The sequence below is a fragment of the Chloracidobacterium sp. genome, from assembly GCA_016716305.1.
Lineage (GTDB): Bacteria > Acidobacteriota > Blastocatellia > Pyrinomonadales > Pyrinomonadaceae > OLB17.
Genome location: JADJWP010000002.1, coordinates 882,983 through 901,985, shown reverse-complemented (window position 1 = coordinate 901,985; position 19,003 = coordinate 882,983). Strand labels below are relative to the sequence as shown.

The window sequence follows — 19,003 nt, the reverse complement described above, 5'->3', positions numbered from 1 at the left end:
GTTCACTCGTCACTAAAGCTATGGCTAACATAAGTTTAGACAAATTTAGAAACATCGGGATCATGGCGCACATCGACGCGGGTAAGACCACGACGACCGAGCGCGTGCTCTTCTATACCGGTGTTTCGCATAAGATCGGCGAGGTTCACGAGGGAACTGCGACGATGGACTGGATGGAACAGGAGCAAGAGCGCGGCATCACCATTACCTCGGCTGCGACGACCTGTTTCTGGAAGCGAAATAACGTAGAACACCGCATCAATATCATAGACACTCCCGGACACGTCGATTTCACGATGGAGGTCGAGCGTTCGCTGCGTGTTCTTGACGGTGCCGTTTGTGTTTTCGACGGCGTCGCTGGTGTCGAACCGCAGTCGGAAACAGTTTGGCGTCAGGCCGACAAGTACGGCGTTCCGCGTATCTGCTTCATCAATAAACTGGATCGTGCCGGGGCTTCCTTTGAACGCTCGTTCGATTCGATCCTAAAGCGGCTCGGGGCAAATGCGGTCGCACTGCAGATCCCGATCGGCCTCGAAGAACACCTCAAAGGCGTTGTCGATCTGATCTCGATGAAAGCCCTTATCTGGAAGGACGAGACCAAGGGAGCACAGTACGAAACGCTGGAAATTCCGGCCGACCTCGTGGATGCTGCGAAAGAGGCCCGCGAAAAGCTGGTCGAAGCGGTTTCGGCGATCGACGACGACCTGATGGTCAAATATCTCGAAGGCGAAGAGATCTCGGAGGACGAGATCCGCAAAGCACTTCGGAAGGGAACGATCGAACTGAAGATAGTGCCGGTCGTTACCGGGTCGGCGTTCAAGAATAAGGGCGTACAGACGCTGCTCGATGCGGTTGTCGATTACCTTCCCAGCCCGCTTGATATCCCGGCGGTCGAAGGAACTGTTCCTCGTTCGGATGCGATCGAGACCCGTGAGGCTGACGCTAAGGCTCCTTTTGCCGGCCTCGTCTTCAAATTAATGGCCGATAAGCACCTCGGACAGCTTGCCTTCGTCAGGATCTATTCAGGAACGGTCAAATCAGGTTCGTATGTCACTAACACGATCAAGGGCACTAAAGAACGTGTCGGCCGATTGATGTTGATGCACGCAAATAAGCGTGAAGACGTCGAGACCGCAAGCGCCGGCGAGATCGTCGCGATCGGCGGAATGAAGAACGTCACGACCGGCGACACCGTTTCGGATGAATCGAAACCGATCATTTTGGAATCGATGGAATTTCCGGATCCGGTCGTTCGCGTTGCAGTAGAGCCGAAGACGCGTGCCGACCAGGACAAGATGGGCATTGCTCTGAACCGGCTTGCTCAGGAAGACCCTTCGTTCCAGGTTTCGACCGACCACGAGACCGGCCAGACCATCATTGCCGGAATGGGCGAACTTCACCTTGAGATCATCGTTGACCGCATGAGACGCGAGTTCAGCGTCGAGGCCAATGTCGGTAAACCCCAGGTTGCATATCGTGAAACGATCACGATGCCTGCACCTGGCAAAGAGATATTCAAGAAGCAGTCGGGCGGCCGCGGTCAGTTTGGCCACGTCGAACTCGAGATCGAGCCGGCTCCCGGCGAAGGCTTCGTGTTCGAGGACAAGATCACGGGCGGAGCCATCCCGCGTCAGTTCATCAAACCGGTCTCTGAAGGCATCAGGGATGCGATGCGTCGCGGATTTCTCGCCGGGTATGAACTGGTAGACATCAAGGCGAGCCTTGTCTTTGGTTCATACCACGAGGTCGATTCGGACGAGCGTTCATTCCATATTGCGGGAAGTCTCGCATTTCAGGACGCGGTCAAGAAGGCAAAGCCGATCCTGCTCGAGCCGATCATGAAGGTCGAGGTTGTGACGCCGGAAGAATATATGGGTGCAGTCAACGGCGACCTCAACCGGCGCCGCGGACAGATCGACAAAATGGAACCGCGTCCAGGCAATGTCTCGGTCGTGACGGCATTTGTGCCGCTTTCGGAGATGTTCGGTTATACGACCGATCTTCGTTCGTCGACGCAGGGACGCGCGACGTCGAGTATGCATTTCGAGCGTTATGCCGAAGCACCGCGAAACGTGGCTGAGGAAATAATCGCAAAGGTCAAAGGGGCCAGCAGCTAAGGTATTTGTTTGAGATTTTGGATCTAAGATCAAAATAGTTCAGGAGAAGATATGAGCAAGGAAAAATTCGATCGCAGCAAGCCGCACGTGAATATCGGGACGATCGGGCACGTGGATCATGGCAAGACGACGTTGACGGCGGCAATCACGAAGGTAATGTCGAAGCACAATCCGAAGATGGTGGTGCGGGCATTTGATTCGATCGACAACGCACCTGAGGAGAAGGCTCGAGGGATCACGATCGCGACGGCGCACGTTGAGTATGAGACGGCGAACCGTCACTACGCACACGTCGATTGCCCTGGGCACGCTGACTATGTGAAGAACATGATCACGGGAGCGGCACAGATGGACGGAGCGATCCTTGTGGTGGCGGCGACTGACGGCCCGATGCCGCAGACGCGAGAGCACATCCTGCTGGCGCGTCAGGTAGGCGTGCCGTCGATGGTCGTATTCATGAACAAGGTGGATATGGTCGATGACGCAGAACTTCTTGAGCTGGTCGAGATGGAGATCCGCGAACTGCTGAGCTCATACGAGTTTCCGGGGAGACGAGATCCCGGTGGTACAGGGATCGGCATTGAAGGCACTGGAAGGGGATCCGGCATGGGAAGCAAAGGTGGACGAGTTGATGCAGGCGGTGGACGACTACATCCCGACACCGGCCCGCGAGACGGACAAGCCGTTCCTGATGCCTGTCGAGGACATCTTCACGATCCAGGGCCGCGGAACGGTTGCGACGGGAAGGATCGAACGCGGGGTGATCAACGTCAACGAGCCGGTCGAGATCGTGGGTATCAAAGACACCCGCAACTCGGTGGTGACGGGCGTCGAGATGTTCAAGAAGCTGCTTGATTCGGGAATGGCGGGCGATAACGTCGGATTGCTGTTGCGTGGAGTTGAAAGAAAAGAGATCGAACGCGGCCAGGTGATCGCCAAACCGGGAAGCATAACCCCGCACACGAAGTTCAAGGCCGAGGCGTATGTGCTGACGAAGGAAGAAGGCGGACGCCACACACCGTTCTTTACGGGCTACCGGCCGCAGTTCTACTTCCGGACAACGGATGTGACGGGCGTAGCACACCTTCCGGCAGGGGTCGAGATGGTGATGCCGGGCGACAACATCCAGATGGAGATCGAACTGATCGCCCCGATCGCGATGGAAAAAGGACTCCGCTTCGCTATCCGCGAAGGCGGCCGCACCGTCGGTGCAGGCACCGTTTCGGAAGTCGTAGAGTAAGAATTTACAAGCCGGATGCAAGGGGCTTGACAAAAAGACCCTGGCTCCGCGCTTCCGGTTACCGAGAACTATGCTAAACGAAAAAATTCGCATCAAGCTGAAAGCGTACGATCATCGCGTGTTGGATCAATCAACACAAGAGATCGTAGACACCGCGAAACGAACTGGAGCGAGGATCGCAGGGCCGATACCGCTTCCGACAGTCAAGAACAAGTGGACCGTTCTTCGATCGCCGCATGTCGATAAAAAGTCGCGTGAACAGTTCGAGATCAGAACACATAAGCGTTTGATGGATATTCTCGACCCAACCGCAGAAACAGTGGATGCTTTGATGAAATTGGATCTTCCGGCCGGTGTCGATGTGGAGATCAAGGCGTTTGGCAAGAACTAATTAGTTGAGTTGGCTGAGTTGGCAGCCGTACAGAGTTCAAAGCGATCTCCACAGGCTCTGTAAGCTTAATGAACGCGGCAGCTTTGGAAACTTTTATGATAAGTGGAATCATTGGTAGAAAAGTCGGGATGACGCAGCTGTTTGCTGAGGACGGAACGGTTACGCCGGTCACCGTCATCAAGGCTGGCCCTTGTGTTGTTGTGCAGACAAAAAGCGCTAGCGGCAGCGACGGTTACAACGCCGTCCAGCTTGGCCTTGTTGAGGACCAGCCGATCAGGCTCAAAAACGTCACAAAGCCATTGCGCGGGCATTTCGAAAAGACCGGCGGCGGAGTGCCGCCGACCCGCGTGCTCAAAGAGATCAGGCTCAACGACGAACCTGAAGCGGCAGTCGGCGACCAGGTTAAGGTCGACGTTTTCGCAGACGGCGACAAGATCGAGGTAGTCGGCAAATCGAAAGGAAGGGGCTTTGCGGGTACGATCAAACGGCATAATTTCAACCGCGGCCCGGAGTCGCATGGTTCGATGAACGTTCGCCGTCCGGGTTCGATCGGGCAATCTGCGTACCCTTCACGCGTGATCAAGGGTACACGTTCTTCTGGACACATGGGCGATGAGCGTGTGACGGTCAAAGGCCTGACAGTTGCAAAGGTAGATGCCGAAAACAATTTGCTTATGATCCGTGGTGCGGTACCGGGAGCGAACGGAAGTTTGGTTGTTGTAAAGAAAAGTTAGGAAACTGCGAGAGGCATCTGGCGGACAAAAGAGTTTTGTCATTGTCGGGTTCTCGCAATTCACTTGAGGAAAAGATTATGCCTACCGTGAAGGTTCGCAATTTGAAGAATAAAGAGGTTGGTGAAGTGAATCTCTCAGACGCTGTTTTCGGTGTCGAGCTTAACGAGTCATTGATCCATGCCGCTGTAAGGAACTATCAGGCCAACGGCCGACAGGGAACCTCGGCGACGAAGACCCGCGGCAACGTTTCGGGCTCGGGCCGTAAACTCTGGAAGCAGAAAGGAACGGGCCGTGCTCGTATTGCCTCGCTTCGCTCGCCCCTCTGGAAGGGCGGCGGTAATGTCCACGGTCCGCAGCCGCGGGACTGGTCATACAAGATGCCGAAGAAAATGCGTCGCGGAGCTCTGCGTTCGGCACTTTCTGAGAGACTTCGTGAAGGCAATGTGATAATCATCGACGAGTTTGGTTTCGGTTCACCGCGGACCAAAGAATTTCTCGGTGCGATCGGATCCCTCGGTCTTGTCGACGCCAAGAAACAGCCGAAAACGCTTATCATTGATTCGCTCGATAACGAGAATTTGGTGCTTTCGTCGCGTAACGTTCCGAAAACAAAGGTCACCAACAGCTTTGGTTTGAACATTTACGACATCATTTTCCACGAAAAGCTTTTGATCTCGAAGTCTGCGGTCGAAGAGCTCAACGCGTTGCTCGATCCCGCGCGTGAGAGCGGCCAGGAATTACTAGAGGACGTGGTCGAAGAAAAACCGAAAGCGAAAAGATCTGCTAAGCCGAAAGCCGAAAAGAAGTCGGTGCCGGTTGTCGACGCAGCAGAAGACGAAATGACCGAAACGAAACAGGAGGCGGCTGACAATGAGTAACGTAACCGTTTGGGATATTTTGAAGTCGCCTGTCGTGACCGAAAAAAGCGTCATCCTTAAAGAGGATTCGACGGACGAGAACAGTGGACGAAATCAGGGTCAGGTATTGACGTTCCGTGTCGATCGTAAGGCCGGGAAGAAGGACATCAAGCAGGCGATTGAAGAGATCTTTAACGTCAAGGTAGCGGCGGTCAGAACTGTCAACTACGAAGGAAAGATGAAACGCAGGGGCCGGCAGGAAGGGCGTCGTCCGAATTGGAAAAAGGCATACGTCACTCTGAAAAAGGGTGAGCCGATGGTCGATTACGCAGAAGCGATCTAAATCAATGGAGAATTGATAAGTGAAAATGGAAAATTAAGAAACATCGATTATCCATTGTCCATTTTCCGTGATTCATTGAATTAATTATGGGAATCAAGAGATTAAAACCGACATCGCCGGCACGACGGTATCAGACATATCTGACGCGCGACGAGCTGACGCCGGGAGCAACACCCGAGAAATCGTTGCTCGAACCGAAGAAGAGAATTTCCGGCCGTAACAGTGACGGGCGAATTACCATCCGTCGCCGCGGGGGAGGTCATAAACGACATTACCGCATCATCGATTTCAAACGCGACAAGGCCGGTATCCCGGGACGTGTTGCCCAGATCGAATACGACCCGAACCGCTCGGCGCACATCGCTTTGATCTCTTATCTTGACGGTGAAAAGCGATACATCATCGCACCGGTCGGATTAAAGGTCGACACGATGATACTCAGCGGTGAAGAGGCTGATATTTTGCCGGGAAACGCATTACCGATCAAAAATATTCCGCTCGGCACCGAAGTTCATAACATCGAACTCCGACCCGGCAAAGGTGGCCAGATGGTTCGCTCAGCGGGCGGCTTTGCACAGATCGTCGCAAAAGAAGGCGATTACGCACAGCTGAGGATGCCTTCGGGCGAGGTCCGCCGAGTTCCGGTCGTTTGTATGGCGACGGTTGGACAGGTCGGCAATACCGAGCATGAGAACTTATCCCTCGGCAAGGCAGGCCGTAACCGATGGAAAGGAAAGCGTCCAAAGGTTCGCGGTGTTGCAATGAACCCGGTCGATCACCCGCATGGAGGCGGCGAGGGCAAGACGTCAGGCGGTCGACATCCGGTGACACCTTGGGGGCAGCCGACACGAGGATATAAAACACGTCGTAATAAGCGCACGACCAATATGATCGTGAAGGACAGGAGAAGAAAATGACGAGTGACGCGTGTTGAATGATAGAACTAGGTCATTCTGCATTCCTCAGTCTGAAGTCTGAATTGGAAATATGCCACGTTCATTAAAGAAAGGACCGTTTATCGATCTCAGCGTTCAGAAAACGCTGCAGCGCATTCTGGATGGCGGAAAGAAGCCGCCTGCTATTAAGACATGGTCGCGACGCTCGACGATCACTCCGGATATGGTCGGTTTGACGTTCGGCGTTCATAACGGGAAACGCCACATACCCGTTTTTGTTACCGAGAACATGGTCGGACACAAGTTGGGTGAATTTTCGCCGACCCGCGTCTTTAAGGGTCACCCTGGTACGAAAGCGGAGAAGATGGCGAAGAGGAAGTAGGCAGTTAGCGGTCAGCATGCAAAGGTTTACCGCTCACGGCTAACCATTAAGAATATGGAAGCGATAGCAAAGACAAAATACCTGAAAGGAAGTCCGCGAAAGGCTCGGTTGGTAATTGACCTGATCCGTGGTCGCAATGTTTCGCAGGCACTTTCGATCCTGAAATTCACGGACAAGCGGGCAGCACAGCCGATAGCTCAGTGCTTGAATTCGGCGATCGCGAATGCGACTTACCTTGCCGAAAAACAGAATATCGCGATCGACCCGGACGATTTGTGGGTGAAGACCTGCTTCGTCGACATGGGCCCGACCAAGAATCGTCGACGTATGCGTCCGGCTCCACAGGGCAGGGCATACCGCGAACAGCGGCATTACTGTCACATCACGATCGAGGTCACCAGCGACGATAAACCGAAGACCGAGAAGGAATTGAAGGCAGAGGCGGCAAAAGCGAAACGCGCTGAAGCTCCGAAGAAGCCAAAGGCGGAGAAAAAGGAAGCACCAAAGACGGGAAAGAAGGCCAAGGCTGAAAAGGTCGACGAACTTGAAACCCCAATTGCAGAAGAGGCATTAGACACTTCGTCCGAAGTGGCTGCAAACATTGACGCCACAGGAAACGCCGAAGTTGCGGATGCGAAAAACGTCCAAACCCAGACAACGGCGGCTCTCGACGAAACCAAGCCGGCCGACCAGGTGCAGTTGGATAGGAACGAGGAACTCGAAAGGCAGTAGGGAAACATAATATGGGACAGAAAGTACATCCGTACGGCTTCAGGGTCGGCTACAACAAAGATTGGCATTCGCATTGGTATGCCAAACAGGATTTCGCCAAGTTTCTGGCCGAAGATCTTCAGCTTAAACGCGATCTTAAGAAAAAGTTCGCCGGCGGCGGTGTTTCGCACATCGATATCGAACGGGCGGCCGCTCGACTGAAGATCATCATTTACACATCGCGCCCTGGCATTATCATCGGTCGCAAAGGGGCCGAGATCGAAAAGTTGAAAGAAGATCTTTCGCGTCAGACGGGCCGAGAGGTGCTTATCTCGATCAACGAGATCAAGCACCCTGAGCTGAATGCCCAGCTGCAGGCCGAAAAGATCACTCAGCAGCTCGAAAAGCGTATCGCTTTTCGGCGTGCCATGAAAAAGACGATGGAAGAGTCGATCCGCTTCGGAGCTCAGGGCGTAAAGGTCATGATCGCCGGAAGGCTGAACGGTGCCGAGATCGCCAGGACCGAATGGTCGCTGGAGGGTCGTCTGCCGCTGCATACGTTGCGTGCGGACATTGATTACGGTTTTGCTGAAGCCCTAACGACCTTCGGCATCATCGGTGTAAAGGTCTGGATGTATAGAGGTGAGATTCTTGATGCGAATGCATCGATGGCACGCGGCACGACGTCGGACCCGATGATCGAACCGAAAGCTGACCGTTCGGGCATGCGTGGTCGCGGTGACCGCCGACCACGACGCGACGACCGCAACCGATGATCTATTTTTCTCCGGACGTGTGTGTATGCCCGGAGGCTGCAATTTGGAATTGTTTTAGAGGTTAAACTTTTATGTTGATGCCAAAAAAGGTAAAGCACCGTCGGGTGATGAAAGGCCGTATGCGTGGCAAAGCGACCCGCGGCGAGAATCTCGATTTTGGTGACTTTGGCCTTAAGACGCTTGAAGCAGGATGGATAACGGATCGTCAGATCGAAGCTGCCCGTATCGCAATGACGCGTCACGTCAAACGTGGAGGAAAGATCTGGATCCGGATGTTCCCTGATAAGCCGATCACGAAGAAGCCGGCCGAAACACGTATGGGAAGCGGTAAGGGCGCACCCGATCATTGGGTGGCCGTCGTGAAGCCCGGCCGCGTACTTTATGAGATCCAGGGCGTCGACGAGGCTCTCGCCCGCGAAGCAATGCGTCTCGCCGCTCAGAAACTCCCCGTCAAGACGAAATTCGTCTCGCGGGCCGACCTCGAGGGAGGTATCGTTTAGTTATGAAGCGAAAAGAACAGATCGATCAACTTCGGGAAATGAACCTGGAAGAATTGAACGAACAGGCTGATGCGCTGAAAGAATCGTTATTCCGGTTGAAGTTTCGCAAATCACTTGGCGTCGGCGAAACGGTCAACGACATCCGGCGCGAGAAAAAGACTCTTGCCCGCGTATATACCCTGATCGGACAAAAGACCGCAGAGGCAAAAAAGGCGAAGGTTCAAGCCTAAGGGATTAAGATGGCAAAAAAGAAAACAGAAGAAGTCGAAGAGATCCTAGAGAATGTTGAGGAGGCTGCGGTCGATCAGGAGCAAGGTGTTGAGGCAATGGCCGAAGTAGGAGCACCGATCGAGGCTGCCGCTGAAACCACTGAGACCGCAGGAACAGAACCGACCGAAAAATCGGCTTCGAAAACGACCGAGGCGGAAGCGACGGACGAGACTTCGGACGAAGATTCTGCATCGAAGAAGGGCAAACGGGCGGAGAAGATCGGCGTTGTATCGTCCGACAAAATGACGAAAACCGTTGTGGTGAGGGTCGATCGTCTTGTCAAGCATCCGATATACAGAAAGTACGTTCGAAAGCGTAAGAAATTCATGGCTCACGACGAAATGGGTGCGAAGATCGGCGACAAAGTACGGATCGTCGAGACCCGGCCGCTTTCGGCACGAAAGCGCTGGCGCGTCGTTGAGATCATTCAGAAAGCAGAGTTATAGGTTTCGAATGCTGGTCTGCGGTTTGCGGCTTCTGGTCGCCGAGCAAGTATCGCAGGTCGCAGTAATGAGGTGATTATATGATTCAGATGCAGACCTCGTTGGCGGTCGCAGACAATTCTGGTGCGAAACGTGTTGAGATGATCGCGCCGATCGGCGGATCGACCGCGAAGATCGCCCGTCTCGGCGACAAGATCAAGGTCACCGTTAAAGAAGCAGCTCCGGACGGAACTGCCAAGAAGGGAAAGGTGTACAACGCTGTTATTGTGAGGACCCGAAAAGAGGTCCGACGAAAAGACGGCAGCTACATCCGGTTTGACGAAAATGCTGCGGTATTGATCAAGGATGATGGCACACCGATCGGGACCCGTGTTTTTGGACCAGTGGCACGTGAACTCCGTGAAAAGAATTTCATGAAGATCGTCAGCCTTGCACCGGAGGTCATTTAGTTTGGAGGTCAAACGGCGACCTCGGCCGTTTGGTCAGGTTGTTTAGGCTTCCGCCCGTAGAGCGGACATTAAAGAAATGAAAGCAGCTAAGACAGGAACAATTAAGAGCAAGATCAAACGGGGCGATCAGGTCGTTTTCATTGCGGGTAAAGAATTCAACCGTTTTGACAGCGCCGGCAAACGTCAGCCTTACCGTGGCCGCGTGATCGCGGTCGATGCCCGAAACGGCAAGATCAAGGTCGAAGGCGCGATGATCGTAAAGCGGCACAAAAAGCCCGTTCCACAAATGAATCAGGAAGGCGGCATCATTGAGCAAGAGGCTTGGGTAAACGTTTCGAATGTTGCCGTTGTCGACCCTGAGACCGGCAAGCCGACACGGATCAGATATGAGGAGCGCGACGGCAAGAAGGTTCGCGTCGCTAAAAGCGGCAAAGTGATCCCTGAACCAAACGTTTTTGGCAAAAAGGAGCCGAAGAAAGACAAGGAAGAAGAAGCAGCGGAAGAGAAGTAGTTTGAGGTTTGGTAACGGAACGATCATACGGCCGGGGTCCCAAACAGGAAGATCAGACAATGGCAAGATTAAAAGACAAATATAAGAACGAGATCGCCGCGGCTCTCGCCAAGGAATTCGATATCAAGAATCCGATGGCGATCCCGAAGATCGAGAAGATCGTCGTCAACATGGGCCTTGGAGAAGCGAGTGCGAACGCGAAGATCCTGGATGTTGCGACCGAAGAGTTAAAGGCGATCACCGGTCAGAAACCGGTCATCACAAAGGCAAAGAAGTCGATCGCGGCATTCAAACTCCGTCAGGGAATGAGTATCGGCACAATGGTCACACTCCGCGGCGACAGAATGTATGAGTTTCTTGATCGGCTGATCTCCGTTGCGCTTCCGCGAGTCCGCGATTTTCGTGGAATTTCTGGCAAGGCATTTGACGGCCGCGGGAATTACACGCTCGGTATCCGTGAGCAGTTGATATTCCCTGAGATCGATTTTAACAAAGTCGATAAGACCCGCGGAATGAACATTTCGATCATTACGTCAGCGGCTAACGACGAACAGGCTCGCTCGCTGCTCAAGTCATTGGGAATGCCCTTTAGGCAATAGACGAAAGAAACAAAATGGCAAAGATAAGCAAAGTAGTTAAGAACAATCAGCGAAAGCGCCGCGTCGCCATCTGGGCCGAACGCCGGGCGGCAGCGAAGAAGATCATCAATGATCCGAAGTCGACTCCGGAAGAAGTGGATGCCGCGGTACTCAAATTGCAGAAAATGCCCCGCGACGGCAGCCCGATCCGCGTCCGAAACCGATGTTCGCAGTCCGGACGATCACGCGGTTACCTGAGAAAGTTTGGTGTTTCGCGCATCTCGCTTCGCGAACTGGCTCTCGAAGGCCAGATACCCGGCGTCGTCAAATCGAGCTGGTAATTTTTCGAATGCGGAAGGCACCCCTTATAGGTGAACCACCGCAATAATTTAACGGAGCTAATTAGAATGACTGATCCAATAGCCGATATGCTGACCCGGATTCGCAACGCAATAGCAGCGAATCACACGCGTGTCGATATTCCCGGTTCGAAGCTGAAAATGGAAGTGGCCCGTATCCTAAAAGAAGAGGGCTATATTAACAATTTCACCACTAAGGGCGAAGGCGTCAAATACGTTATCCGCATCTTTCTGCGCTACGACGCAAAAGGCTCATCTTCGATCACGCATTTGTCTCGTGTTTCGCGTCCGGGCCGCCGCGTCTACGTAGGTGCCGGCGAGATTCCACGTGTGCTTGGTGGATACGGAATAAATATTGTTTCGACCTCTAAGGGTTTGATGAGTGGGAAACGGGCTCGCAGCGAAAACGTCGGCGGCGAGATCCTGGCAGATGTTTATTAACACTGTACGGTGAATTCAGCGGTGCGATGAAAGCAGACCGCGATCACGAAGTACTTGGCGATCTAAAGATATGTCACGAGTAGGAAAAAAGCCGATCTCGATCCCGGCGGGAGTAACCGTCACGATCAACGATTCGGTACTTGAAGTAAAGGGGCCGAAAGGTACCCTGACGACACCGGTCCCGAACGGCGTAAAGTTTACGCAAGAGGATGGAGCGCTTGTCGCTGAGCGTGCTGGCGACGATCTTGCCGCATTTCACGGCCTCGCACGTGCATTGGCAAACAATGCCGTCGTCGGTGTAACCGAAGGCTTCAAGAAAGAGATGGACGTCGTCGGCGTTGGCTACAAAGCCGATGTTCAGGGTAAAAAGATCGTATTCGCCCTCGGATATTCTCATCCGGTCGAGTACGTACTTCCTGATGGTATCGAGGCGAAGGCGGAGCGTGTTGGTTCAAAGACGAGCATCAACCAATATCAGTTGACGATCACGCTCACCGGCATCGACAAACAGAAGCTTGGTCAGGTGGCCGCTGAGTTGAACCGTCTTCGCAAGCCCGATGCGTATAAAGGCAAGGGTGTAAGGTATGCCGACAAAGTTTATAAATTGAAGCCTGGTAAAACGGGTAAATAGTAGATTGTGAATCGTGACTAGCCGTAGAACTACTCACATTCAATTAAATATATGCCTCAGAAAAGCAGAGCAGAGATCCGTCGCGGCGTGCATAGCCGCATTCGAAAGAAAGTCCGTGGCTCGGCCGAACGTCCGCGTCTTGCGGTTTTCCGAAGCTTGAATCACATTTACGCGCAGGTCATCGATGACGACAGTGGCAAAACGATCGCTACGGCTTCGACGGCCGAAAAGACACTTGCCGGAACGACCGGCGGCAACGTAGATGCGGCTTCCAGGGTCGGTAAAGCGATCGCTGAACGGGCGATTGCCGCCGGCGTTTCCACGGTCGTTTTCGATCGGGGCGGTTACGTTTATCACGGCCGTGTCAAGGCGTTGCTCGACGCAACGCGCGAGGGCGGGTTGAATAAAGAAGAGGTTTCGGCGACCAAAGCGACGGAAGAGAATAGCAATGAAGACTAAGCAAAGAATTTCACCAAACGGCCTTATCCTGAAGGATCAGTTGATCCAGATAAATCGTGTGACCAAGGTCGTGAAAGGCGGTAAGAATATGTCGTTCGCGGCGCTGGTCGTCGTTGGCGACGAAGCCGGGCACGTCGGGTTCGGTACCGGTAAGGCGAAAGAAGTTCCGAATGCCATCAAGAAGGCTGTTGAAGCTGCCAAGAATAGTCTCATCCGAGTGCCGCTGATAGACGGCACATTGCCGCATGAGCTGATCGGAGAGTATGGTGCGGGACGTGTGCTTTTGAAGCCGGCTGCTGAAGGAACTGGCGTTATTGCCGGTGGAGCGGTTCGTGCAGTACTGCAGTCTCTCGGCGTCCACAATGTGAGAACCAAGATTCTGGGGTCCAATAACGCTCACAATGTGGTCCGTGCGACATTCAACGGGCTTACGAGAATGAAAGACCCGATGGAAGTCGCTCGGTTGCGCGGCAAACAGGTCGAGGAACTGATATAGCTCGATCGGCACCACGTCTCAGCCGTTATCGGATAGCTCAACGGCAAAAGCCGATATTGAATTAAAGCAATGGCAAAGAAAAGCGAAAAAGAGAACAGCGGAAATATCAAGATCCAATACTATCGCAGCTCGATCGGTTATTCGAAGAAGCAAAAAGCGATCGTCAGAAGCCTTGGTATCACGAAACTAAACCAAACCGTTGAGCGGCAGGATACGCCGTCAATGCGAGGAATAGTCGAAAAAGTGCCGCATTTATTGCGTATTGTCGAATAGAGCAGGTATTTGGTGAACATCGGATCGTGAATAGAATCGGCAGTTCGGCCAAAGCTATTCACGATTTACCGTTCACGATCCACGAGGGAGAAAATGGCATTATCACTAAATAATCTAAAGCCGGCTAAGGGCTCAACGCATAAGAAGAAACGAGTTGGACGAGGTCCTGGGTCAGGTTTGGGCAAGACCGCTGGGCGCGGCCATAAGGGTCAGAAATCGCGGTCCGGCTACAGCAGCCGACCGGGTTTCGAAGGCGGCCAGATGCCGCTCCAACGCCGACTGCCGAAGCGTGGTTTCACTAACATCTTTAAGAAAGAATGGATCGAGATCAGTCTTGCAAAGATCGATGCGAACTTTCAGGCCGGTGACGAAGTCACGCCTGAGGTCTTGCATGACCGCGGCTTGATCAAAAAGGCGAAACACGACCTTGTCATCCTTGGCAACGGCGACGTGACAAAGTCGTTAAAGATCTCGGCTCACCGGTTTACGAAAGCCGCAAAGGCAAAAATCGAGAAAGCCGGCGGCAGCGCGAACGAGATCGTCAAGGCCCAGGCTGCCGAAGCTTGACCGCTATTTTATATTTGGCATTATCTTGATGCCGTAGCTCGACGAGCATTGCAGGAGTTGTATGGAGAAGTTCTTAAGCGCCATTCAAAACATGTTCAGTATCCCCGAGTTGCGTAAACGCATTTTGTTTACGCTCGGCTTACTGGCGATCTATCGGCTTGGCGCTCACGTGGCCGCGCCCGGAATCGACAAGGTCCGCCTCGAGCAAATGTGGGCCGAGGTTTCCGGCACGCTTCTTGGCGTTCTAGATCTGTTTTCCGGGGGTAATTTCAGGACAGTTTCGGTCTTTGCTCTCGGCGTCACGCCTTACATCACAGCATCGATCATAATGCAGCTCATGCCGGTGCTTTCGCCGGCGGTCAAGAAGATCCAGGAAGAAGGTGAGGTCGGTCGTCAAAAGCTGAATCAATATACTCGATATTTGACCGTCGTTTTGTGTTCTGTCCAGACATTCTTCGTCGCCACCTGGTTAAGCCGTAACGGCATTATAGATTCGACCTGGTGGGCGACCATCATGATCGTGATCACGCTGACCACTGGAACTATTTTCGTTATGTGGCTTGGCGAACAGATCACTGAGCGTGGTGTCGGCAATGGTATCTCGCTTTTGATCTTCGCCGGTATCGTTATTGGCTTGCCAAGCGCTGTTATGCAGGTCGCTGACCGCGTTCGCGCAGGTGCGGCTATGCAGACACTCGGCGTGATCTTCCTCGCGGCGGTCATTGTGGCTCTCATCGCGTTGATCGTGTATGTCGAATCAGCACGTCGAAAGATCGCTATCAGTTATGCAAGCCGTAGGGTGGGCAACCAGACATTTCGCGGCCAGGAAACGAGTTTGCCGCTGAAGATAAACATGGGCGGCGTTATCCCGGTCATCTTTGCTTCGTCGGTGCTCGCGATGCCGCAGACGATAATGTCAGCGTTTCCGGCTGACCCGAATGACCCGACCTCGACATGGTCGAAAATACAGGCTTTCTTTCAACAGTTTCACGGAGGAGATCCGTATTACGAGCTGGTGTTTATCTCGCTCATCGTGGTCTTCACCTTCTTTTATATAACGATCGTTTTTAATGTCGATGACGTCGCGGATAACCTCCGAAAACACGGAGGCTTTATAGCCGGGATCAGGCCGGGAGCTCCGACCGCCGATTATCTGAATACGATCCTAACGCGATTAACGACCGTTGGAGCACTTTATCTGGCGTTCGTGGCGTTTGCGCCGCAAGTGCTTTTGAGCGGATTTCGTGTTGCCCGCTTGCCTTTCGTAGGCGACCGGCTCGACGCGTTTTTGACTGCGACACCCGGATTGAGCTGGATTCCGACCGGGTTGGGTTATCAGTTCTTTTTTGGCGGCACATCGTTGCTGATACTTGTTGGCGTCGCAATGGACACCGTCGCACAGATCGAGGCCCAACTTGTGATGCGAAATTATGAGGGTTTCCTCGGTGCGGGCTCGCGGCTCCGCGGACGCAGGAACTAAAAAGAGTCGAAACGTCGAGACGCAGAGTCGCAGAAAATAGTAGGCCATGGGCTTGGTTTTTTGCGTTGCTTTGCGTTTCCGCGTCTCTGCGGTGGGTTGGTTTAATGCAAAAGATTATCGTATTGATTGGTGCTCCGGGAGCGGGAAAGGGAACCCAGGCACGGCTCCTACAGGAACGAAGGGGGGTCCCACAAATTTCGACCGGCGATATGTTCCGCGAGCTTAAGAATGCCGACACGCCGCTTGCCCGTGAGGTTCAGGAAATAATGGCGTCGGGAAAGCTTGTTCCGGACGAGGTCACCTACCGGATGGTAAAGGATCGAACCATGCGCGACGACTGCCGAAATGGGTACATTCTCGATGGTTACCCGCGAACCGCTGTTCAGGCCGCGCAGCTTGAAGAATTGGCAAGCGAACAGGGAATGTCGATACAGGCGATCGAGGTCGACGTCCCGCGTGAAGAGTTGATGAGGCGGCTGACCGGCCGGCGTTCGTGTCCGGTCTGCGGCGAGATCTATAATATTTACTCGAGGCCGCCGAAGGTCGAGAACGTTTGTGACGAACATCCCGAAGCCCAGTTGATCCATCGCGGGGATGACAACGAAGAAAGCGTAAGAACGCGTCTTGCTACTTACGACGACTCGACAAAACCGCTGCTCGATCACTATCAAGGCTTGGGACTTTTGAAGAAGGTGGATGGTGCCGGATCGGTCGAAGAGATCTACTCGGCGATCGATAAACTGCTTTAAAGCAGTGCGTGAGTTTGGACTCAAGAAATGCTTGAAGGTTCGAGGATAGGTCAATTGTTTGACGCGGCATCTCGGATCGTGGCTCGGAAACGTATGATCATCGCAAAATCGCAAAGCGACCTTGAAAAAATGCGGGCCGTAGGCGAACTGATCGCCGAGGTTCGCGAGGCGTTGCGCCGCATGATCGAGCCTGGCATAACAACGTTGGAACTCAATAATGCGGCCGAGAAGATGATGCGGGATGCCGGTGCGATCCCGACGTTCATCGGATACAAGCCGCGTGGAATGGTTCCATTCCCCTTTGCCATCTGCGCCTCGGTCAACGAGCAGATCGTTCATGGATTTTCAACCGATAAGCCGCTGCGCGAAGGCGACATTTTATCGATCGATATGGCGGCAACGTATCAAGGATTTGTCGGCGACACCGCAACGACGGTCCCGGTCGGTAAGATCCGTGACGATCTCGCACAATTGATACGGGTCACCGAGGAGTGCCTTGAACTTGCGATCGAACAGTGTTATCCGAACAATCGTGTCGGAGACATCGGTTGGGCAGTTCAGCAGCATGCCGAAAAGTATGGTTACGGGATCGTCCGCGATTACACGGGCCACGGGATAGGACGTTCAATGCACGAGGCTCCACAGATTCCGAATTATGGCCGCAAGGGGACGCGTGAAAAGATCCGTGTCGGATATTGTTTTGCGATAGAGCCCATGCTTAACCTAGGCACCGCTGAAACGAAAACACTCGACGATGGATGGACCGTCGTGACAAGCGACGGCAAAGCTTCAGCTCACTGCGAGCACACGCTTGCGGTCACGCCGGCTGGGCCCGAAATACTTACGCTTACTAAGAACCAAAAGGCCGCATTGAACATGGCAAAGGCAGAAAATGCCGTGGCTCCGCTTGAATCGGCGGCAAAAAAAGGTTAACATTAGCGGTTTGTCCAACTAGTCATCGGGTTGGCTTTAGTGTGTATGGCTAAAGAAGAGGCGATAGAGGTGACAGCGACCGTTCTCGAGACACTGCCGAATGCCAGGTTCAAGTTGGCGGTCGACGAAAATAACCATGAGGTTCTTGCCCATGTATCGGGAAAAATGAGGAAGAACTTTATTAGGATTCTCCCGGGAGACAAAGTGTTGGTCGAATTGTCGCCATACGATCTAAGTAAAGGGCGAATAACCTATCGCTACAAATAGAGGTTCGAAAGATATGAAAGTGCGACCTTCAGTAAAAAAGATCTGCGATAAATGCAAGATCATTCACCGTAAGGGTGTTGTGCGCGTTATTTGCGAAAACCCAAAGCATAAGCAGCGGCAGGGATAGAGGAGATTAAGGGACACGTTTGGCGGAGCGAGGATTTGGTCTGAGCCCGATAAGCCGGCGGACGTTCCGAGATGCAAAAATATGGCTCGAGTAGCAGGAGTTGATTTACCGCCCAATAAGAGGGCACAGATCGGATTGACGTATATTTACGGCGTCGGAAAGTCGCGCGCGACCGAGATCCTCGGCAGGGCGGATATTAGCATCGATGCCCGGATCCGGGACCTGAGCGAAGAGGAATTGAACAAGATCCGTTCGATCCTGGATACAGACGGCGATATCGAGGGCGACCTTCGCAAACGTGTGCAGATGGACATCAAGCGATTGATGGACATCGGCTGCTACCGCGGACTTCGTCACCGCCGCAGCCTTCCGGTTCGCGGACAGCGTACTTCGACAAATGCCCGAACACGTAAAGGCCCGCGTAAAGCCGCGGTCGCTAAAAAGAAGGCACCAGGTAAGAAGTAGTTAAAGCGAGCGGTTGGCGGCAAATGGCACTCTGCGTGAAACCGGCAGTTCGCTGATTTTAAAGAAAATGGCAAAAGCAGCAGCAAAGAAAAAGACCTTTAAGAAGAAAGAGCGGAAGAATATTCCCATAGGGATCGTTCATGTATCGGCGTCGTTCAACAACACGCTGATCTCGATCACGGACACGCAGGGAAACCTGATCGCTCAGTCGTCATCAGGGGCACGAGGTTTTCGAGGCTCGCGCAAAGGAACTCCTTTCGCCGCACAGCAGGCGGCTGGCGAAGCAGCGAGAAAGGCCCTTGAGGCCGGAATGCGAGAAGCCGAGGTTCGTGTAAAGGGGCCGGGTGGCGGCCGTGAATCAGCGATCCGTGCGATCAACCAGGCCGGTATCCGTGTAACGTCCATACGCGACACGACGCCGATCCCGCACAATGGTTGCCGACCGCCAAAGCGCAGGCGAGTTTGATTTAATGTATTGATTATCGAAAGGACGAAGGGAAGTCTCGGCTTTCTGTAAACTTTTCCGAATTTACAAAGTGGTCGCGATATATTTGGATC

At 53.3% G+C, this 19,003-nt stretch carries 29 protein-coding genes and 1 pseudogene; all 30 read left to right on the top strand.

All coding sequences use genetic code 11. The features are described from left to right. The first annotated feature begins 20 nt into the window (after positions 1 to 20). On the top strand, positions 21 to 2,117 hold the full coding sequence (fusA, locus tag IPM28_05990; GenBank protein ID MBK9172540.1) for an elongation factor G: 2,097 nt from the start codon (positions 21 to 23) through the stop codon (positions 2,115 to 2,117). Positions 2,118 to 2,168: 51 nt separating this feature from the next. Continuing rightward, a pseudogene (gene tuf, locus IPM28_05985) lies at positions 2,169 to 3,357 on the top strand (elongation factor Tu). Positions 3,358 to 3,427: 70 nt separating this feature from the next. After that, on the top strand, positions 3,428 to 3,748 hold the full coding sequence (rpsJ, locus tag IPM28_05980) for a 30S ribosomal protein S10 (GenBank protein ID MBK9172539.1): 321 nt from the start codon (positions 3,428 to 3,430) through the stop codon (positions 3,746 to 3,748). 95 nt (positions 3,749 to 3,843) lie between these two features. Further along, entirely contained in the window at positions 3,844 to 4,482 is a 639-nt protein-coding gene (gene rplC, locus IPM28_05975) for a 50S ribosomal protein L3 (protein MBK9172538.1), read from the top strand. A gap of 77 nt (positions 4,483 to 4,559) precedes the next feature. After that, the gene (rplD, locus tag IPM28_05970; GenBank protein ID MBK9172537.1) at positions 4,560 to 5,360 is read left to right on the top strand and encodes a 50S ribosomal protein L4; all 801 of its coding nucleotides are present in this window, start codon (positions 4,560 to 4,562) and stop codon (positions 5,358 to 5,360) included. Then, entirely contained in the window at positions 5,353 to 5,682 is a 330-nt protein-coding gene (rplW, locus tag IPM28_05965) for a 50S ribosomal protein L23 (protein MBK9172536.1), read from the top strand. Before rplD ends, rplW begins: the two co-directional genes overlap by 8 nt. Positions 5,683 to 5,768: 86 nt before the next feature. Then, positions 5,769 to 6,599 carry a 50S ribosomal protein L2 gene (gene rplB, locus IPM28_05960; GenBank protein MBK9172535.1) on the top strand — a complete coding sequence of 277 codons (831 nt, stop codon included), beginning with the start codon at positions 5,769 to 5,771 and terminating at the stop codon, positions 6,597 to 6,599. A gap of 70 nt (positions 6,600 to 6,669) precedes the next feature. Then, positions 6,670 to 6,960 carry a 30S ribosomal protein S19 gene (rpsS, locus tag IPM28_05955; GenBank protein ID MBK9172534.1) on the top strand — a complete coding sequence of 97 codons (291 nt, stop codon included), beginning with the start codon at positions 6,670 to 6,672 and terminating at the stop codon, positions 6,958 to 6,960. Positions 6,961 to 7,014: 54 nt separating this feature from the next. Then, the gene (gene rplV / locus IPM28_05950) at positions 7,015 to 7,692 is read left to right on the top strand and encodes a 50S ribosomal protein L22 (protein MBK9172533.1); all 678 of its coding nucleotides are present in this window, start codon (positions 7,015 to 7,017) and stop codon (positions 7,690 to 7,692) included. Positions 7,693 to 7,703: 11 nt separating this feature from the next. After that, positions 7,704 to 8,447: a 30S ribosomal protein S3 gene (gene rpsC, locus IPM28_05945; GenBank protein ID MBK9172532.1), complete on the top strand. Its 744-nt coding sequence runs from the start codon at positions 7,704 to 7,706 to the stop codon at positions 8,445 to 8,447. 71 nt (positions 8,448 to 8,518) lie between these two features. Further along, entirely contained in the window at positions 8,519 to 8,947 is a 429-nt protein-coding gene (rplP, locus tag IPM28_05940) for a 50S ribosomal protein L16 (protein ID MBK9172531.1), read from the top strand. Positions 8,948 to 8,949: 2 nt separating this feature from the next. Then, entirely contained in the window at positions 8,950 to 9,177 is a 228-nt protein-coding gene (gene rpmC / locus IPM28_05935; protein ID MBK9172530.1) for a 50S ribosomal protein L29, read from the top strand. Between the two features lie 96 nt (positions 9,178 to 9,273). Further along, positions 9,274 to 9,663: a 30S ribosomal protein S17 gene (gene rpsQ / locus IPM28_05930; GenBank protein MBK9172529.1), complete on the top strand. Its 390-nt coding sequence runs from the start codon at positions 9,274 to 9,276 to the stop codon at positions 9,661 to 9,663. 77 nt (positions 9,664 to 9,740) lie between these two features. Beyond that, a complete protein-coding gene (rplN, locus tag IPM28_05925) occupies positions 9,741 to 10,109 on the top strand; it encodes a 50S ribosomal protein L14 (GenBank protein ID MBK9172528.1) in 369 nt (122 codons plus the stop codon). 76 nt (positions 10,110 to 10,185) lie between these two features. Then, positions 10,186 to 10,620: a 50S ribosomal protein L24 gene (gene rplX / locus IPM28_05920; protein MBK9172527.1), complete on the top strand. Its 435-nt coding sequence runs from the start codon at positions 10,186 to 10,188 to the stop codon at positions 10,618 to 10,620. Positions 10,621 to 10,679: 59 nt separating this feature from the next. After that, complete coding sequence (gene rplE / locus IPM28_05915; protein MBK9172526.1) at positions 10,680 to 11,219, top strand: 50S ribosomal protein L5; 540 nt, start codon at positions 10,680 to 10,682, stop codon at positions 11,217 to 11,219. A 14-nt stretch (positions 11,220 to 11,233) separates the two neighbouring features. Further along, positions 11,234 to 11,539 carry a 30S ribosomal protein S14 gene (gene rpsN, locus IPM28_05910; GenBank protein MBK9172525.1) on the top strand — a complete coding sequence of 102 codons (306 nt, stop codon included), beginning with the start codon at positions 11,234 to 11,236 and terminating at the stop codon, positions 11,537 to 11,539. Between the two features lie 60 nt (positions 11,540 to 11,599). Then, complete coding sequence (rpsH, locus tag IPM28_05905; GenBank protein ID MBK9172524.1) at positions 11,600 to 11,998, top strand: 30S ribosomal protein S8; 399 nt, start codon at positions 11,600 to 11,602, stop codon at positions 11,996 to 11,998. 70 nt (positions 11,999 to 12,068) lie between these two features. After that, positions 12,069 to 12,629, top strand: a complete 561-nt coding sequence (rplF, locus tag IPM28_05900) for a 50S ribosomal protein L6 (protein ID MBK9172523.1) — start codon at positions 12,069 to 12,071, stop codon at positions 12,627 to 12,629. Between the two features lie 51 nt (positions 12,630 to 12,680). Next, positions 12,681 to 13,088, top strand: coding sequence for a 50S ribosomal protein L18 (gene rplR, locus IPM28_05895; GenBank protein ID MBK9172522.1), 408 nt, complete (start codon positions 12,681 to 12,683; stop codon positions 13,086 to 13,088). Then, entirely contained in the window at positions 13,078 to 13,584 is a 507-nt protein-coding gene (gene rpsE, locus IPM28_05890) for a 30S ribosomal protein S5 (protein ID MBK9172521.1), read from the top strand. Before rplR ends, rpsE begins: the two co-directional genes overlap by 11 nt. Positions 13,585 to 13,653: 69 nt before the next feature. Continuing rightward, positions 13,654 to 13,857: a 50S ribosomal protein L30 gene (gene rpmD / locus IPM28_05885; protein ID MBK9172520.1), complete on the top strand. Its 204-nt coding sequence runs from the start codon at positions 13,654 to 13,656 to the stop codon at positions 13,855 to 13,857. A gap of 93 nt (positions 13,858 to 13,950) precedes the next feature. Then, positions 13,951 to 14,424: a 50S ribosomal protein L15 gene (rplO, locus tag IPM28_05880; GenBank protein ID MBK9172519.1), complete on the top strand. Its 474-nt coding sequence runs from the start codon at positions 13,951 to 13,953 to the stop codon at positions 14,422 to 14,424. Positions 14,425 to 14,485: 61 nt separating this feature from the next. Then, positions 14,486 to 15,904 carry a preprotein translocase subunit SecY gene (gene secY, locus IPM28_05875; GenBank protein ID MBK9172518.1) on the top strand — a complete coding sequence of 473 codons (1,419 nt, stop codon included), beginning with the start codon at positions 14,486 to 14,488 and terminating at the stop codon, positions 15,902 to 15,904. Between the two features lie 104 nt (positions 15,905 to 16,008). After that, positions 16,009 to 16,653, top strand: coding sequence for an adenylate kinase (locus IPM28_05870; protein ID MBK9172517.1), 645 nt, complete (start codon positions 16,009 to 16,011; stop codon positions 16,651 to 16,653). Positions 16,654 to 16,746: 93 nt separating this feature from the next. Then, positions 16,747 to 17,586 carry a type I methionyl aminopeptidase gene (gene map, locus IPM28_05865; protein ID MBK9172516.1) on the top strand — a complete coding sequence of 280 codons (840 nt, stop codon included), beginning with the start codon at positions 16,747 to 16,749 and terminating at the stop codon, positions 17,584 to 17,586. A gap of 45 nt (positions 17,587 to 17,631) precedes the next feature. Beyond that, positions 17,632 to 17,853: a translation initiation factor IF-1 gene (gene infA / locus IPM28_05860; protein ID MBK9172515.1), complete on the top strand. Its 222-nt coding sequence runs from the start codon at positions 17,632 to 17,634 to the stop codon at positions 17,851 to 17,853. A gap of 13 nt (positions 17,854 to 17,866) precedes the next feature. Continuing rightward, complete coding sequence (gene rpmJ / locus IPM28_05855; GenBank protein ID MBK9172514.1) at positions 17,867 to 17,980, top strand: 50S ribosomal protein L36; 114 nt, start codon at positions 17,867 to 17,869, stop codon at positions 17,978 to 17,980. Between the two features lie 81 nt (positions 17,981 to 18,061). After that, positions 18,062 to 18,445, top strand: coding sequence for a 30S ribosomal protein S13 (gene rpsM, locus IPM28_05850; GenBank protein MBK9172513.1), 384 nt, complete (start codon positions 18,062 to 18,064; stop codon positions 18,443 to 18,445). A gap of 67 nt (positions 18,446 to 18,512) precedes the next feature. After that, complete coding sequence (gene rpsK / locus IPM28_05845; protein MBK9172512.1) at positions 18,513 to 18,911, top strand: 30S ribosomal protein S11; 399 nt, start codon at positions 18,513 to 18,515, stop codon at positions 18,909 to 18,911. Positions 18,912 to 19,003 lie beyond the last annotated feature (92 nt).

Bases quoted from the DNA above. Each gene is read 5' to 3' on its own strand.
- rpsQ (MBK9172529.1), top strand. From the start codon at position 9,274: ATGGCCGAAGTAGGAGCACCGATCGAGGCTGCCGCTGAAACCACTGAG.
- rplF (MBK9172523.1), top strand. From the start codon at position 12,069: ATGTCACGAGTAGGAAAAAAGCCGATCTCGATCCCGGCGGGAGTAACC.
- rplD (MBK9172537.1), top strand. From the start codon at position 4,560: ATGCCTACCGTGAAGGTTCGCAATTTGAAGAATAAAGAGGTTGGTGAA.
- rplR (MBK9172522.1), top strand. From the start codon at position 12,681: ATGCCTCAGAAAAGCAGAGCAGAGATCCGTCGCGGCGTGCATAGCCGC.
- rplN (MBK9172528.1), top strand. From the start codon at position 9,741: ATGATTCAGATGCAGACCTCGTTGGCGGTCGCAGACAATTCTGGTGCG.
- secY (MBK9172518.1), top strand. From the start codon at position 14,486: ATGGAGAAGTTCTTAAGCGCCATTCAAAACATGTTCAGTATCCCCGAG.
- rplV (MBK9172533.1), top strand. From the start codon at position 7,015: ATGGAAGCGATAGCAAAGACAAAATACCTGAAAGGAAGTCCGCGAAAG.
- rpmJ (MBK9172514.1), top strand. From the start codon at position 17,867: ATGAAAGTGCGACCTTCAGTAAAAAAGATCTGCGATAAATGCAAGATC.
- rpmC (MBK9172530.1), top strand. From the start codon at position 8,950: ATGAAGCGAAAAGAACAGATCGATCAACTTCGGGAAATGAACCTGGAA.
- rpmD (MBK9172520.1), top strand. From the start codon at position 13,654: ATGGCAAAGAAAAGCGAAAAAGAGAACAGCGGAAATATCAAGATCCAA.
- IPM28_05870 (MBK9172517.1), top strand. From the start codon at position 16,009: ATGCAAAAGATTATCGTATTGATTGGTGCTCCGGGAGCGGGAAAGGGA.
- rpsC (MBK9172532.1), top strand. From the start codon at position 7,704: ATGGGACAGAAAGTACATCCGTACGGCTTCAGGGTCGGCTACAACAAA.
- rpsK (MBK9172512.1), top strand. From the start codon at position 18,513: ATGGCAAAAGCAGCAGCAAAGAAAAAGACCTTTAAGAAGAAAGAGCGG.
- rpsM (MBK9172513.1), top strand. From the start codon at position 18,062: ATGGCTCGAGTAGCAGGAGTTGATTTACCGCCCAATAAGAGGGCACAG.
- rplW (MBK9172536.1), top strand. From the start codon at position 5,353: ATGAGTAACGTAACCGTTTGGGATATTTTGAAGTCGCCTGTCGTGACC.
- rplX (MBK9172527.1), top strand. From the start codon at position 10,186: ATGAAAGCAGCTAAGACAGGAACAATTAAGAGCAAGATCAAACGGGGC.
- rpsE (MBK9172521.1), top strand. From the start codon at position 13,078: ATGAAGACTAAGCAAAGAATTTCACCAAACGGCCTTATCCTGAAGGAT.
- infA (MBK9172515.1), top strand. From the start codon at position 17,632: ATGGCTAAAGAAGAGGCGATAGAGGTGACAGCGACCGTTCTCGAGACA.
- rplE (MBK9172526.1), top strand. From the start codon at position 10,680: ATGGCAAGATTAAAAGACAAATATAAGAACGAGATCGCCGCGGCTCTC.
- fusA (MBK9172540.1), top strand. From the start codon at position 21: ATGGCTAACATAAGTTTAGACAAATTTAGAAACATCGGGATCATGGCG.
- rplC (MBK9172538.1), top strand. From the start codon at position 3,844: ATGATAAGTGGAATCATTGGTAGAAAAGTCGGGATGACGCAGCTGTTT.
- rplB (MBK9172535.1), top strand. From the start codon at position 5,769: ATGGGAATCAAGAGATTAAAACCGACATCGCCGGCACGACGGTATCAG.
- rplP (MBK9172531.1), top strand. From the start codon at position 8,519: ATGTTGATGCCAAAAAAGGTAAAGCACCGTCGGGTGATGAAAGGCCGT.
- rpsN (MBK9172525.1), top strand. From the start codon at position 11,234: ATGGCAAAGATAAGCAAAGTAGTTAAGAACAATCAGCGAAAGCGCCGC.
- map (MBK9172516.1), top strand. From the start codon at position 16,747: ATGATCATCGCAAAATCGCAAAGCGACCTTGAAAAAATGCGGGCCGTA.
- rpsS (MBK9172534.1), top strand. From the start codon at position 6,670: ATGCCACGTTCATTAAAGAAAGGACCGTTTATCGATCTCAGCGTTCAG.
- rpsJ (MBK9172539.1), top strand. From the start codon at position 3,428: ATGCTAAACGAAAAAATTCGCATCAAGCTGAAAGCGTACGATCATCGC.
- rplO (MBK9172519.1), top strand. From the start codon at position 13,951: ATGGCATTATCACTAAATAATCTAAAGCCGGCTAAGGGCTCAACGCAT.